At 40.2% G+C, this 14,024-nt stretch carries 8 protein-coding genes; 1 reads left to right on the forward strand and 7 read right to left on the reverse strand.

Going from position 1 to position 14,024, the window contains the following annotated elements; translation table 11 throughout:
- Positions 1–5: 5 nt before the first annotated feature.
- The 4 genes from AC1DU2_RS21880 to AC1DU2_RS21895 form a co-directional block, all read right to left on the reverse strand.
- Positions 6–2,951, reverse strand: coding sequence for a TonB-dependent receptor (locus tag AC1DU2_RS21880; RefSeq protein WP_477386855.1), 2,946 nt, complete (start codon positions 2,949–2,951; stop codon positions 6–8).
- Between the two features lie 438 nt (positions 2,952–3,389).
- Positions 3,390–4,373 carry an MBL fold metallo-hydrolase gene (locus tag AC1DU2_RS21885; protein ID WP_477386857.1) on the reverse strand — a complete coding sequence of 328 codons (984 nt, stop codon included), beginning with the start codon at positions 4,371–4,373 and terminating at the stop codon, positions 3,390–3,392.
- Between the two features lie 334 nt (positions 4,374–4,707).
- Positions 4,708–5,724 (reverse strand): hypothetical protein, encoded by a 1,017-nt coding sequence (locus AC1DU2_RS21890; protein ID WP_477386859.1) that lies wholly within the window; start codon positions 5,722–5,724, stop codon positions 4,708–4,710.
- Positions 5,725–5,971: 247 nt separating this feature from the next.
- Positions 5,972–6,313, reverse strand: coding sequence for a hypothetical protein (locus tag AC1DU2_RS21895; protein ID WP_477386861.1), 342 nt, complete (start codon positions 6,311–6,313; stop codon positions 5,972–5,974).
- A 932-nt stretch (positions 6,314–7,245) separates the two neighbouring features.
- Here AC1DU2_RS21895 and AC1DU2_RS21900 point away from each other — a divergent pair.
- Entirely contained in the window at positions 7,246–7,836 is a 591-nt protein-coding gene (locus tag AC1DU2_RS21900) for a hypothetical protein (RefSeq protein ID WP_477386863.1), read from the forward strand.
- A gap of 111 nt (positions 7,837–7,947) precedes the next feature.
- Here the strand turns inward: AC1DU2_RS21900 and AC1DU2_RS21905 are convergent, their stop codons facing one another.
- From AC1DU2_RS21905 to AC1DU2_RS21915, 3 genes are all read right to left on the reverse strand, one after another.
- Positions 7,948–8,475, reverse strand: coding sequence for a DUF2911 domain-containing protein (locus AC1DU2_RS21905; RefSeq protein WP_477386865.1), 528 nt, complete (start codon positions 8,473–8,475; stop codon positions 7,948–7,950).
- A 234-nt stretch (positions 8,476–8,709) separates the two neighbouring features.
- A complete protein-coding gene (locus AC1DU2_RS21910) occupies positions 8,710–11,952 on the reverse strand; it encodes an nSTAND1 domain-containing NTPase (protein WP_477386867.1) in 3,243 nt (1,080 codons plus the stop codon).
- Between the two features lie 5 nt (positions 11,953–11,957).
- The gene (locus tag AC1DU2_RS21915) at positions 11,958–13,382 is read right to left on the reverse strand and encodes a toll/interleukin-1 receptor domain-containing protein (RefSeq protein WP_477386869.1); all 1,425 of its coding nucleotides are present in this window, start codon (positions 13,380–13,382) and stop codon (positions 11,958–11,960) included.
- Between the last annotated feature and the right edge of the window lie 642 nt (positions 13,383–14,024).

Consider the following 14,024-nt stretch of genomic DNA (forward strand, 5'->3'; position numbering starts at 1 on the left):
GCCTTTTATTGCGGACCACCCGGGCCGCCGCCACCCGGACCACCACCGCCTGGACCGCCACCACCCGGACCACCGCCGCCTGGACCACCACGCTGCCTGTCGCCCCGGATGTCCTGGGTTGGCGCTTTACCTGCAAATTTTTGCAGGCGTAAGGTAAAGGTAAGCAGGTAATACCGTGCAAGCCTGTTTACGTTTGATACAGTAGTTGAACTGGCTGTTGTGGTTGACGAATAACCGGTGTTTTGATTAAATAAATCGAAAGCCGATAGCCGCAGGGTAGCCACCTTGTTTTTTAAGAACCGGCGTTCCACATACATGTTTAAAATATTAGGATTAGTTACTTTAATGATTGAGGCATACCCGTAATTGGTTGCCTTGGTATAATCGTAGCTAAATACCCAATCGCCAAAATAGTTTTTACCGGTGAGGCCAACGTTCCAGGTCCGGATATTGGTTAAACCATCGTTAATATCATTCTTTACCGAGTTAGTTGTTCTGTTGATGGCATAGTTGGTTAAAATTTGGGCGTCGATGATATTCGGTAAGTCTACCCTGAAACGGATTTCGGGTGTAAATACCAGGTTTTTGGCAATGTTTTTTTGTTGTGCAGACGCTATCTGATCAGGCGTGGCTGCCAGCGGGTCAAGGTCGGTAAGGCTGGTTAAGTAGCCTACGTTATTATTGTATTGCGCGGTACCATTAAGCGTAACCGAATATTTGCGCTCGGCCCATGGCTTGGAGTAAGTAACCCGGCCGGTAAAATTATAAAAGCCATCGGCATTCAGGTATTGGGTAAATATCCTGTTTGAGGTATTTGATGTAATGGTATTAGTTACCACCTGGTTAGATACGTTTTGGTACGTAAAGTTTGCAAAAAACACATTACCTGTTGTAAAACTAAAGTTGTTATACCTTATGGATATATTGTTGGTAAACGCAGGTTTCAGGTATGGGTTACCCTGAACCGGGTACAGCGCGTTCGAAAAATCGATAACCGGCTGCAACTGGGTAAAGCTTGGTGCCGCGTTTGATCCGTTATAGTTAACCGCGAATGTTTTGCTGCGCGAAAAATTATAAATATAACGGGCAGTAGGTATAATATTAAAGGTGTTTTTATGCGTATCCGGGATGGTACTGTTTGTTACGGAGTGCCCATCTAAGGTTGAAGGCTGCACCGCCAGGCCCAAAGTATAGTTATACTTTTTCTCGATGAACCTATAGTTTAAGCCAACCTTATTGGTAGTAAACGTATAATCAAATTTGTTCGACAGCAAATCGTACACATTCCAGGTTTGGGCATTGCTTAGCGTATCAGTTTCCTTATTATTTACCGTTGCCGAATGATTTACTGAGTAATTAAGCTCTAAATATGATCGTGTGCCCAATGGCTCAAGGTATGACAGGTTTACGCCAACACTATTGGTACGGCTATACGTATTAATAATCTGGTTTTCGGGAGCGGTTTGCTGTGTACCCGGAACAAAATTATAAATAGGGTTTTGATACGATGTGGTTGGCGCCGAGCTTGCCGATGCAAAAATGCTCAGGTTACGGCGATGCGGAAATTTATGGTTATACAATGCGGTAATACCATAGTTAGGCGATTGCGAATCGCCATTGGTAGTAGAGGTGTATGCCGAAGCAAGTGTGCCTTTCCGGGTAAGGTTTACACTATCCGATTCATTGGTGTTGGTGCTGCCGTATGAAAAAGATGGCACCAATTTTAAGTAATTAACAGTATCCGGCTTATACTCCATGTTCCAGTTAAAGCGGTGATTGATATTCTGATCTTTTTCGAGACTTAACTGGTGCTGCTCGCTTGGGTTGGCTGCCGAGGTATTTTGCTGAAAAATATTGTTATTGGTGCTTGTGGTATTATCCGCAAAGCTATAACTGCCGTACACCGCCAGGTTTTTGCCCCATTGATCCCTAAAGTTTAAACCTATTGATTTTGCATCAGTTAAACCATTTTGAGCGGTAATCAGGCTTCCGCCGCCACCACCGCCACGGCCCGCGTTGCCACGGCCACCACCGCCGCCAAAACCACCACCGCCACCACCACCTGCAGTGCCGAATGAGAAGGTATTAACATTGGTGTTATTGATACTTCCCTGCACCGCAATTTGCTGATCGCCGTGAAAATTGAAAATATTTAATGATCCTATGTAGCGGTTTTTATTGGCTACGCCCTGGTCTTGCGGCAGTGCATCGCGGCCATCGCCGGCAGTTGCCTGGGCGGTATAGCCGTAGTTTTTATCTTTCCTGATGGTAATGTTCATTACTTTGGTAGGGTCGCCGGTTTTAATGCCGGTAAGATTGGCCTGGTCGCCGTAATCATCAATCATCTGTATGTTTTCAATAATATCGGCAGGCAGGTTTTTGGTGGCGCTTTGCACATCGCCGCCCATATAATCCTTGCCGTTTATCCGCACCTTGGTAACCTGTTTACCCTGCGTGGTAATATTGCCGTTTACATCCACATCCACACCGGGCAGCTTTTTTATCAAGTCTTCGGTGGGCGCGTTGGCCCGTACTTTGTAAGCTGCCGCGTTGTATATTACGGTATCCTCTTTAAGGGTAATGGGATTGGCGGCTCCTATAATGTTTACCTGGCCAAGCAAGTTTGTTTCGGCCTTTAACAATATCAAACCCAAATCTACCGGCTTGGTATTATCCTCCAGGGCAAAGTGCTTTTTTATTGCTGTAAACCCAATTGATGATATGGTGAGCGTTATTTTACTCCCTTTAACACCCGCAAATCTGAATTTACCATTAGCATCGGCAATGGTTAATGAACTATCGCCGGCATCGTTTACCAGTTTTACACTGCTGCCGGGCAAGCTCAGTTTGGTGGTATCGGCAATGGTACCGCTAATATCGCGGGCAGTTTGGGCCTGGGCGCCAAAGGCGCATAATAAAAAAATACTTAAAGTAAAAATTAGGGGTTTCATGATATATGTTCAGCTACAAATGTGTTTAGTTGTGGTAAAGACACAATTAAAGTGCAAATGTTCAACATATAAAGGGCATATTAAATAATAAACATATAATTGTTACACATACAGCTCCTAAAGGCCTATCAATCATATTATTGTTACATATACGGGCAAAAAAACAGGTGCGCTTCTCCCTGCCGGTAGAAGCAGGGTCAGGCTATACACTCATACTACACAGGCATTAGCCACAGGCCGGTACCAGTTTCTATCCTTTACGCGAGCTGCGGGTATACCAAAACACTGAGATGAAACGAATATCCGGGTGTTGCGTATTTATCCAGCGAAAATACAGTAGTTGTAAACTACAAGCATAGCTGTTCAAAGTCAGAGACATTCGAACAGCGGAAGACTAAGGGCAACTGGGGAAAGGGTGACAAAAAAAGCAATTCTTCTTTAATGGCCTAATTGCGCCAGATAACTTTCACCAATTTGATACGAAAATTTATTGCAATCAAATATCAACGTGTGATTTTCGCCAGGTTTACCTTTCTTCATTCCCAACGCTATTTGGTTAAACTCTTTTGCGGCTTGTATTAAAAGAATTGGTTTGGCGATTGGAAGGTTATGAGCCGGCAGCACACGGGTTGATTTAGCCGCCAATTGAGCTATCCTGTTTATGCTTTGTTGATAGGCCTTCAGATCTGTGCCATCATTGGACAGCAAAATTGGGCCCTCGTAAAAGCTGTCGCCGCACCACAAATAACCTGCTTGTTTATCGTAAAGGCAGATTGCATCTGGTGTATGCCCGGGAGTGGCAATAACTTGTAGCTTTCTTTGGCCCAGATCGATCATATAGCCGCTTTTGATAAACCGTGATACTTTAAACGGCTTTATATAATAATGAGCAGTATCTTCATGCGGTAAACGGAAAAGGCAAAATGAGGCCGGACTAACCTCCCATTTTACATCATTATGAAGATAACCATTGGCTGCGTTGATTCGGGTATACCTGGTGTCCATAGCCAGAATATGGCTAAACTCATTGTTTCCGCCAATATGATCCGGATGAGTGTGGGAATTAAGCACAACAACAGGCAGTTTAGTCAATTCCTTAACCACTGATGAAATGGTGTCAAGCCCCATGCTAGTGTCAAACAATAAAGCTTTGTCTTTACCCAGTATGAGGTAAGCAATCGTTTCTTCCCAATTATAAGGCTCATCTATTGCGTAGGTGTCGTGCCCCACGTCATAAACCTTAAACCATTCTTTGGATGTTTTGATCTCTTTAAGTTTTTCAAGCCCTGGCCGCAGCGGCTTGCTACACCAATCATCAACCGGCGCGGTTGTTTGACCGAGGATACTAAAACTAATTGCAGATAGAATGGCGGTGCCCAAAAAACTGGCGACAAAAAAACGATAGCGGCTTCTGGTTTTCATAATTACAAAGGTAAGGTCAATATATACTGTACATCAAATTTGGGGGATCAACCCCGCCGGCTACCTCCTCCTGGTTTGTGCGCCCACATGCTAAGTATACGCCATTCCTTTAGGCCAATCAACAATGTTTGTTATTAACCTTAATGCTCTTGTATTACACTTTGCGCTGTTCAAAATACAAAACTCCTGATGAAACGTACACCTGGATGTTGCATATTTATTCAGCGAAAATACAGTAGTTGTAAACTATATGCATAGCTGTTCGAGTCAGAAACATTCAAACAGCGGCACTCCTACGGACGGCGGGGGCTATATGAAAAATTCTTGAACGTGTTTAACGGGAGATACCACGTGCTGATCCCAACCCTATTACAAAACTAACGGCGGCAATTAAATTCCCTGTTTTTGTTGTCGTATTGTCAAAATTTTTGCCATAGGTAAATGACAAATTCTGATTTTTTCCAACCTTATAGTTTAAAGAAAAATCGTATTTATCTGTCTTTGAAGGTGATGACACATGGTTAATTAAATATGCAGAGCCATTGTAAAACGGCAAACGATGAATATATTCAACAGATATCGTTAGTTTATCATTAAAATCCTGGTAAAATCGCAATCCCATATCAAGGTTGCCAATATTAATGTCCTTTACTATTATATTAAGGTCATTTCTATAAAATCGGTTAAAACTGGCAGCATATCGCAGCAAAAACATAATGTTACTCCCATTGTGTCCCTCATACCCAAACGTAAGCCAGGTTGCGAACTTCGAAAGATATGATCGGTTAAATGTACTGTCGGCAAAATCAATCACCGTACCTGCCGCCCAGTCCATGGTAAATCCATACCGCCTGAAAGAGGTTTGGTTAGACAACTCTCTTAGTTTGGTAAGCCAGATCTTATTTTTGGCGCTTGCAGTATCCTGCGATAAAGCTCTTACCTTGACATCTATTTCGTCGTTCATTGTTTGTACCGCCTTTAGTATAGCAACAGCTTCAGGATCTGTTGGCTTATATTTCACATAGAGCTTCAATAACGGAGCAACGGTGGAATCTTTAGCCCTGGTAAGACTATCTTTTAAATGTGCATAGTAAGTATCATATTGCCCTAAATATTCGGTTACATCTTTGTCCCATTTTGTAAATTCATCGCCAACTTTGCCCCGAAGGATCGAAAATTTAAAAGCTAAACCTATTTGTCTGAATTCAGACGAGTCATTTATAGCTTTTGCGGTAGTAGATCCGACCGAAAAGACCAGCGTTTGCTTGATATTATTTCCAATATTTTTGTTATCAATAAACTGCTTGAAAGTGCTTTTGCCGTTAAAGGCCCAAAAAGGGGATATTTCCATTGCGTAGCTTTTTGGCACTGTAGAAAAACTATTGCTGGCATTACTTAAAGAAAAAGCAAAATCTGTAGGATTTTTTGGCCTTTCAATATCGCTGGGTGAAATTCCGAGCAAATTAAATGCGGGTGACGACGGCGCACGCAACTGATCAAAATTAACCACGGTGTCTTTTTGTTGCGCAAAAGATTGAATCGTCCCCCCAATCAGGCAAAGACAAAAAAGCATTTTTTTAAGGTCCATCAAAAACGAATTAAACTAAATAATAAGTCATAAAATGCGGAACAGCACTTACACCTGCTGCAAATTGCAATAAATCATTATCATCCTGTTCAGTTTTTGCACCCTTTAAAGCAAAGTTTATTTCAGTATTGCTTGTAGGTGTCACTTTCAGGGATGATGTAGTTACTGTTATGGTATTACCTGCAAGGCTATTATTGGTTCCAAGTATGTGATCCTCAAAATCGTTATTAATCGTTGCAAATACAGCATGATTGATCATGATTACTGTAGTTATACGATGTCCGTAGTTTTCTTTTACAGACAATGTAATGGGATTGATACTCCCGTCAGTAGTTATTATTTGTGTAGGCATAGGTTTTAATTAAATTTTAATAGGCTTAATTTCAACTCATTACTAAGATATAAATAAATATTTTCATTTCAGTTTTATTTTGAATGAATAAAATAACCTGGAATGAACATCACTATAGCGCCTGCTGGTATTTATTAGTATGGCCTGAGGCGAAGGATCTACCCGATAGCGCTTCACATTATTGCCAAATCTCTGTTTTAATACATGTAAAAACACGTTCCTCATTGCGTATCCTTACTGATACAGGCCGCTGTTTAATCGGGGTGGCCCGCATGCTGGGTATACGCAATGCCTTTAGGAGGGTGCGCTACGTAATTATTACAGTTATCAATCCCATAATACCTGCTTTGACGTAAGCGATTTAAAATCCCAGATCAAGTCTTCTGTGATTTTTGAATTGTGATCTAAAAACCAAATGTACATGGCTCGGCATTATTGCATCATGCATAAATTTCCGTGTCTTTATTGTCGACACAACAGTCGAGGTTTCTCACCAAGCAATCAAAGTAGTGCTGCCGAACAAACACATCTACCCAAAACATCGTGACAAAGCTTACAAAATATAATCCTTCAGGATTTTTGAATTTATAATTACGGCTCACACGCTAAAAATACAAAATCGCGGATGAAACGAGCCTCCGGGATTCACATATCTATTACTTAGCATGGCATTTACTTATCAGCAGGCCGCAGGGCTTGCGGAAACTGCTTGCGGTAGCTGGAGTGGTTGATGAAGTTAAAATATTTCGCGTGGAGAGTGCCTGACGCCGACTACCAAACAACCATTCACCTAATCAACCCAATCAACCACTCACCCAACCTAACCTAATCACCCGCTCACTTAATCAACCCAATCAACCACTCACAAAAAACCCTCTTGTTTAATCAAAATATTTATATAGCTTTATTTCCAAATCAAAACTAATCACACAATGAAAATTTTAATTACCGGGGCAGCCTTTATCGCGCTGCTATCGTTCTCGGCAACCTCAATGGCTCAAAAAGTTAAGTTAAAAGATGGCGACTTTTCTCCGCTAAAAAGCGAAACAACCATCAATGTTGAATTTACTTACAACAACATGGCCGTTGGCAAATACAAAGATGAAGCCGATTACCTGGAACGCAAAAAAGCAGATTATAATAAGAAAGAAGATGGCAGGGGCGATACCTGGGTAAAATCATGGGTGGATGACCGGAAGGACAGCTTTGAGCCTAAATTTATGGAGTTATTTGAAAAATACTCGATGCTGAGCGAAAGCAAGACTGCCAAATACACCATTATATTTAACACCTGGTTTACCGAGCCTGGCTATAACATTTACATTAGCCGCGAAAACGCCAAAATTAGCGGCGATGCCGTGATTGTTGAAACCGCTAACCGGAGCAAAGTAATTGCCACCATATCGGTTGAAAAAGCACCTGGCCGCACCTTTGGCGGCTACGATTATGATACCGGCACAAGGTTAGCCGAGTCATACGCCACAGCAGGCAAAGCCCTGGGCAAGTTTTTAAAAGATAAGTAAGCCGCTAAATAATAACGGAATAAAAAAAGCCGCCTCAACTGTATCGATGAGGCGGCTTTTTTATAACCTGTTCCAAGAAGCTTTAGGCTTTCTGCCTTCAGCATTAAGCCCTTAATTAAAAACTACTGGCACTGTTAAATTCTCCCAGTTCAGTTCAAATCCTTTTCCCGAAATGGTGTAGGTCAGCCTTTCGCTCGTGCCGGCAGATTTTCCGGGGGTGGCAGTTACTACGGCAACATCTTTTGCAGGGTCCTGGGTGGTGGTGCCATCGCGGTTAATGCCCCATTGCCCGGTTTGCGAATTGAAAATAATTTTCCATTCTTTTTCGCCCGGTACAGCGTATAGGCTGTATTTGCCGGCCGGAATGGTTTTACCTTGTATGGTTAAGGCCTTATCGGCAGTAAAAATGGTTGCCTGGTTGGCGCCCGCCCGCCATACTTTATCATAAGGTACCAGGCCACCCCATATGGTGCGGCCTTTAACCGCCGGGCTGCTGTAAACAATAGTTACCGCTGCGCCGTTTATAGTGCCGGTGGCGGTAGCGGCCGGACTTGCTTTTTCTTGTGCCATAACAGTAAACGACATCATGATGCCGAACAAAACGAGCATAAATGACTTTTTGAATGTGATACTTTTCATAATGGGTAATGTTTTATTGGTTAATACGAAGCAAGTTACAAGTTATTGACGAATAAAAACAAATTAACAAAATGCACCAGGTATGTTAACTGAGCAGGAATTTGCTTTAAACCATATCTATAGAATTAAACCTGCTACAAAATCAGGCATTGACAAAATCGTGGCCTGAGAGATTTAACGCTGACCACTTAATTACCTGGTAAAAAGTCCGGTTATTATTAATCAAGCCACATCCTACTTAAATCTATAATTTAATTTTTCCTTGTTGAATTTTTTTATCTCATCTCCTAAAAACATTCTTAATTGGTGATTTACCTCTGCCGGCGAATTAGCTTTTCTTCCGTTTTTCCTGTAATAAACAGTGTAAAGATTATTAACTCCAAATACCTTTAATTGTCCGTCGTCAGCAAAAATGGGGTTGCCTTTGATGCCTTCCGGTAAAGTAACAGCATCTAAAAGTTTATGGCGCTGCAGGTCGAGAATTACAATTGTTTTATGGTCAAAAACGTAAGCAAATAAATTATTGTCCTTCGAAAAACTATAATTAATATACTCAGATGGTTCAAGCCACGCGGGGTATTCACTATCGGCACGATACCATATGTCACCAATGTTATATTGAATGGTCAATCTTTTATCAAACACAATGATAGGGGTATTGGTGGATGACTGGCTAATTACAAGTGCATCTTCTGAAAACATCATGGTCTCAATTACCACACCCTTGTAATTCATCGATTCGACGATTGTATTACTTATAGTTTTATAGGTTGCAATAATTCGATTTTTATAAAAATATATGTCGGTTAAGTTTTTGTTAGCTTCTGCGGTATTCAATAATATAGTTTCTGCACCATCATAGATGCGGAACTTATAATATTTTGATAAATTTTCAATGTCATCAACATCGGGGATTGGAGCGATAGTGTCGGCTGTAATTATGGCGGTGCCTGTTGAATTTATTTTCCATATCCGTTCTTTATTCCCGCCAAATTTTACTGTCGTTACTGTTTTCTCTGCTGTATTTAGGTTGAGTAAGATTTTATTAAACACCTTGTTTGTATCTGAATAATTAAAAACAATATTTGTGCTATTTAAGGTTGGCTCTCCGATACCTTTGTTTGTATTTAAATTAAATTTGACTGGTGTTTTAGCAAATTTCCCATCGGCTATCTTCCAAATATTTATTACATATTCTTTATTAACTAATGTTCTTGAATAAATATAGTCTTTCGTTATTCTAACATCAGCACCCAGGTAAAATCTTTTTGTTACTGGATTTTGAACCGTTTTGCCCCTGATTATCCGCAAAGAATCTAAACGGGTCATAGAATCGCCAACAGCATAGGTGTATAGGGTTATTTGCGAACTATTACTGGATGAGGAGATCAAATAATGAGCATCTGAATACCATATTGAGCCTGAAATGTTAAAAGGTTGCGTAGTGAATAGTGGCCATTTATTATATATCTCTATTACTTTATCGCTGAAGTTTTTAACCAACTTTTGGTCCATATTTTCAATATGCTTTATTTGCTCATAATTAGTTTCGGCCAAAGCTAATGCCGCAAGGGGATTAGGTTTGGCTAACCCCGATATGAGTGAATCAGATTGGGATTTAAAAAACTTTAAAAAAATATTTTTTTGCTTGTTTGAGACAGAAAGATTTTCGGCATTTTTCTCAGAAATACCTTTTTGTTCGGCCAGTGAATCCCCTTTGATGTTGAGCCGATTGATCAACTTTTTATTGGTAGCGTCTAAACCAGTTAATGAATCCTTTTTAGCGGCCAATTGTTTACTTTGAGCAGTTAAAATTTCCGTTTTAGCAGCTAATTGTTTACTCTGACTATAATAGCTAACACATAATATACCTAAGATAGCTGCTGCGAGTAACACTAAGGCAAAATTTATCTTTTGCTGCTTTTTTTTCTTGATTAATATAAGTTTTTCCGCCTCTAAAGCCTCAGTTTTCCGCTTTTCTTCTGTCCTCTCAAGTTCTATTTTTTCTTTTTCCCGTTCATATTGTAGTGCAGCAGCTTTTTGTTCTAATTCTATCCTTTCTCTTTCATGCCTTAAGGCTTCAGTTTTGCGCGTTAATTCAATCTTTTCTTTTTCACTTTCTAATTTAACTAAGGCCCGTTCCTGCTCTGCTTCTAACGCAGCCTGCGCCCGTTTACTTTCTTGTTCCAGCTCAAGTTGCTTTGCCAGTAAGGCCTTGTCCTCATAATTTTTTAACCTTTGGCTTCGCCTTTGGGCAAGCGGAGGTAAAAGCCGGTCGTGCAGAATTTCGATATGCGAAGAATCTAAAAATTGCTCTTTATTTAAAAGGCGGAATTCCGGGTCATCAATTAATCTATCAATATCCTTGTATTCCGGATTTTTGATAGCATCATTATAGTTAAAGGGGGTTCTTTTATGGTCGGATGTTATCAGCTTTAATTCAATAAATTCCCGGGTAGCATCATTTATTTTGTTATAAATATCATCAATATACCGCTCAATGGCCGTATCAACCAGTTCTTTAATTATTTCAACGGTATTGGTGTCAAGCTTATTTTTACCGTCGGTGATATCGTAATATATTTTTTGACAAACCAGGCTCAAAAGAAAAGGCTCTACAATAATTTTTTCAAAATTGGTTAATATGTTGATTGACAGGTTTGATGAAATCAATTTAGCTATTGCCCCTGATATTTCACTATCGGTTTTCTGAATCACATCGGTAGCGGTTTCAACATTAAATGCCTCTAACCTATACCTGCTGTTAGTAAAACGGATATAAGGGATCTCTTCTTTTAAACTTTCAAACTGCGGTAAATACTCTTCCCTGAAAGAAAATATAATCCGGTAGTTCTTCTGTTTATTAAGCAGGTTATGTTGCAACACGTCCAGTTTGTTTATAACGTCCTCAGCATCTGTATCAAACTCCCTTATCATATATTCGGGTAGCTGCGATTCGATAAGACACCTTATTTCGGCAATTAAAAACTTAAGGCTCAACTCGTTAAAAGGGTGGGTAAATATCTCTTCAAACTGGTCAAATATGATGATGAGCTTTATAGGCGATTTGTCGTCCGTTTTAAAAAGTTGTACGGTATTTAAAAATTCAAACAGTGAGTTATCTATTAACAACTTTGGAATGCCGGTTTTAACATTTTCAAGGCTACTGAGGTGTTTGCTTATCTCTTCTTCGCATCGCTTAATTACATACTTGCAAAGGTCATTTAACCCCGATTGGCTTACGATGAAATCATTGAGGTGTATATAAACCGGCAGGTACTCGTTTTCTTCTCTTAAATAGGGAATTAAGCCGGCCTTTATTAATGAGGATTTCCCGGTACCGGAGCGGGCGAAAAGGAGCGTTAAGGTTTGATTTTTTACTAAGTTATAGATATCTTTAATTTCCGCGTCTCTGCCGAAAAAGGAATCGCCATCTTCATAAGACTTTGGCCCCCGGAATGGATTTTCTTTTTTCATAACAACTAATTGCTTCTTTTGTGCCCCGATACCCTGCTTTTATATTGCATTTCTTTAATGTCTTTTAATTGCTCAAGCGCAATTTTGTTGTCATCAGTCAATGGTATTCCGGCTGTATTGTCTTTGTTCAATATAAGGTTCCGGATATTCCCGCTTGTTTTCTCCTCAATTGGCAGATACATGCTCTGTTGAACAAACTGTTTAAATACGGGTATAATAAGCTTATCGGTATCTATAGCATAGTTCCATTCCTTGCAAACATAGGGGCTGCCCGACGATATACTATCTGAAACAATGGCCGCAAAAACACTGCATTTATCAATGGCTTTTTTAATTTTTCCATCAATACTATCGCCCGTTTCAATTTGCCTGTAGTCGATAAAATATTCGATATAATTAGCATCGAATTGAGCGGCTATGGCTTCGGCTACAGCGCGGTCTTTTAGGCAATAGCTAATAAAAACCTTGCTATTGCCTTCGTCATCTAACAGGCTTTCCTCCCGTGATTCGTTTAGCGCAAGATATATTTCGTCAATTAGTGTATTACAATCAATATCCAATTTTTGAATGCCATAATTATTAATAAAAACCGCCCGGCTTTGATCTATCCCGTTTAAGCTATCTATTACAGCTTTTTGCCTTATCGGGGTTAAATCAAGCCGGTTGGCAACACAAATGCGAATAAAGAAACGGAAAAACCAATCGGGGAAATTGCAGCCTAAAAACAATAGGTAACCGCTATTTAAATAAGAAAGCAGGCTTGAAAACTTTTCCTGGTCGTTAGTAATCAGTTCATGAATAAGTTCTACATAGTCGGCATCTGTTAAAATATAGTTGCCGGCAATCTCGTCATGCGTGCCGAATATATTGCAAACAACGGGCTTTTTTAACGCCAACCGGAAGCCGCCTCTTTCAGATGCCGGTTCTAAAAGCTTGCCATCATACCTGCCGTAGTTCATCACACTGTAGGATGATTTTATTTCTTCCTCGCTAAGTCCCGCGCCCCGGTAAGTATTAAAGGCCAGCTCGACAGAATTCATAAATGTGGCATTTATAAAAAGTTCGAAATGTTTTATGCTGACGAGTTTTCTGTAACTATCGGGTATAAGTTTCCACTTAAAGCGCTCTTGCTTAATTGTTCTACTTAGTTTTTGCTTAAATGAGTTTTTTCTTGCCCCTAAACTGTGATAATATTCATTGGCCAATTCGTGCCCGGTTAATGCTCCGTTGTGGCTGTTGGCAACCAGCCTGTCCAACAAAGCATCGTCGTTTACATGCTCCTTTATAAGCAATTTCAAAAAATCAGGCTCGCCATTATTCATCAATGGCTCGTTAAGCAAATCGTACCCAATTATCGGAATCACCGTCCCTTTTTTAATTTCGTAAACTATCTCGTCAACACTTTGCTGAAGGTCTGCTGGAAGGGGCATATCGATAAAGGTTAAAGTTTATAACATAGCCTAATAATGTTAGGCTTTGAGTAAGACAATGAATGATCAGAAGATTTAACGCTTTTTTTGATGACGGTCCATGCTCTGATAAGGCGCTATTTATTTAGGCATGAGCAATATACATTTATTTATAAATAAATTGCATATTATTAAAAAAATCGCCCAGCCACAGGCATTGTCGGCCATTTGCCGCAATTTTATAAGGCTTGTTGCGGGTGGATGATTTATGACTGTTCAGCGTAAAGAAATTTACAGAATCCTCGTTGTTCAAATCTCGTCAATTAGTCAACCCCCTTTTTGGTAAGTCTCGTTATACCGTCTGCCGGTCGGGAATCACAGCAGTACAGCATAATATAGCTAAGCACCGGCGCAACATACAAATTGTTACTCATGCCAATTGCTTAATTGATTTAGCATCTATCCGCCTCCCAATATTTTAAATTGCAAAAAAGCCATTTACCATAGGATAGAATTAGCTTGCGCTGTAAAGTTTGCCATTAGATGCTTCGTACATCAGCATAACAGGGTGAAAAAGGTCTCGCCACCCCACGTTAAAATATGTTAAACACCAACAAGCAACGCCCCTGCCGCTTACATTTGTAAAGTACTGAACACCAAACC

The organism is Mucilaginibacter sp. P4_C11 (genome assembly GCF_056402115.1).

Coding starts and splice junctions, on each gene's coding strand:
- AC1DU2_RS21910 (WP_477386867.1), bottom strand. CDS start 11,952: ATGAAAAAAGAAAATCCATTCCGGGGGCCAAAGTCTTATGAAGATGGC.
- AC1DU2_RS21895 (WP_477386861.1), bottom strand. CDS start 6,313: ATGCCTACACAAATAATAACTACTGACGGGAGTATCAATCCCATTACA.
- AC1DU2_RS21915 (WP_477386869.1), bottom strand. CDS start 13,382: ATGCCCCTTCCAGCAGACCTTCAGCAAAGTGTTGACGAGATAGTTTAC.
- AC1DU2_RS21880 (WP_477386855.1), bottom strand. CDS start 2,951: ATGAAACCCCTAATTTTTACTTTAAGTATTTTTTTATTATGCGCCTTT.
- AC1DU2_RS21890 (WP_477386859.1), bottom strand. CDS start 5,724: ATGGAAATATCCCCTTTTTGGGCCTTTAACGGCAAAAGCACTTTCAAG.
- AC1DU2_RS21900 (WP_477386863.1), top strand. CDS start 7,246: ATGAAAATTTTAATTACCGGGGCAGCCTTTATCGCGCTGCTATCGTTC.
- AC1DU2_RS21885 (WP_477386857.1), bottom strand. CDS start 4,373: ATGAAAACCAGAAGCCGCTATCGTTTTTTTGTCGCCAGTTTTTTGGGC.
- AC1DU2_RS21905 (WP_477386865.1), bottom strand. CDS start 8,475: ATGAAAAGTATCACATTCAAAAAGTCATTTATGCTCGTTTTGTTCGGC.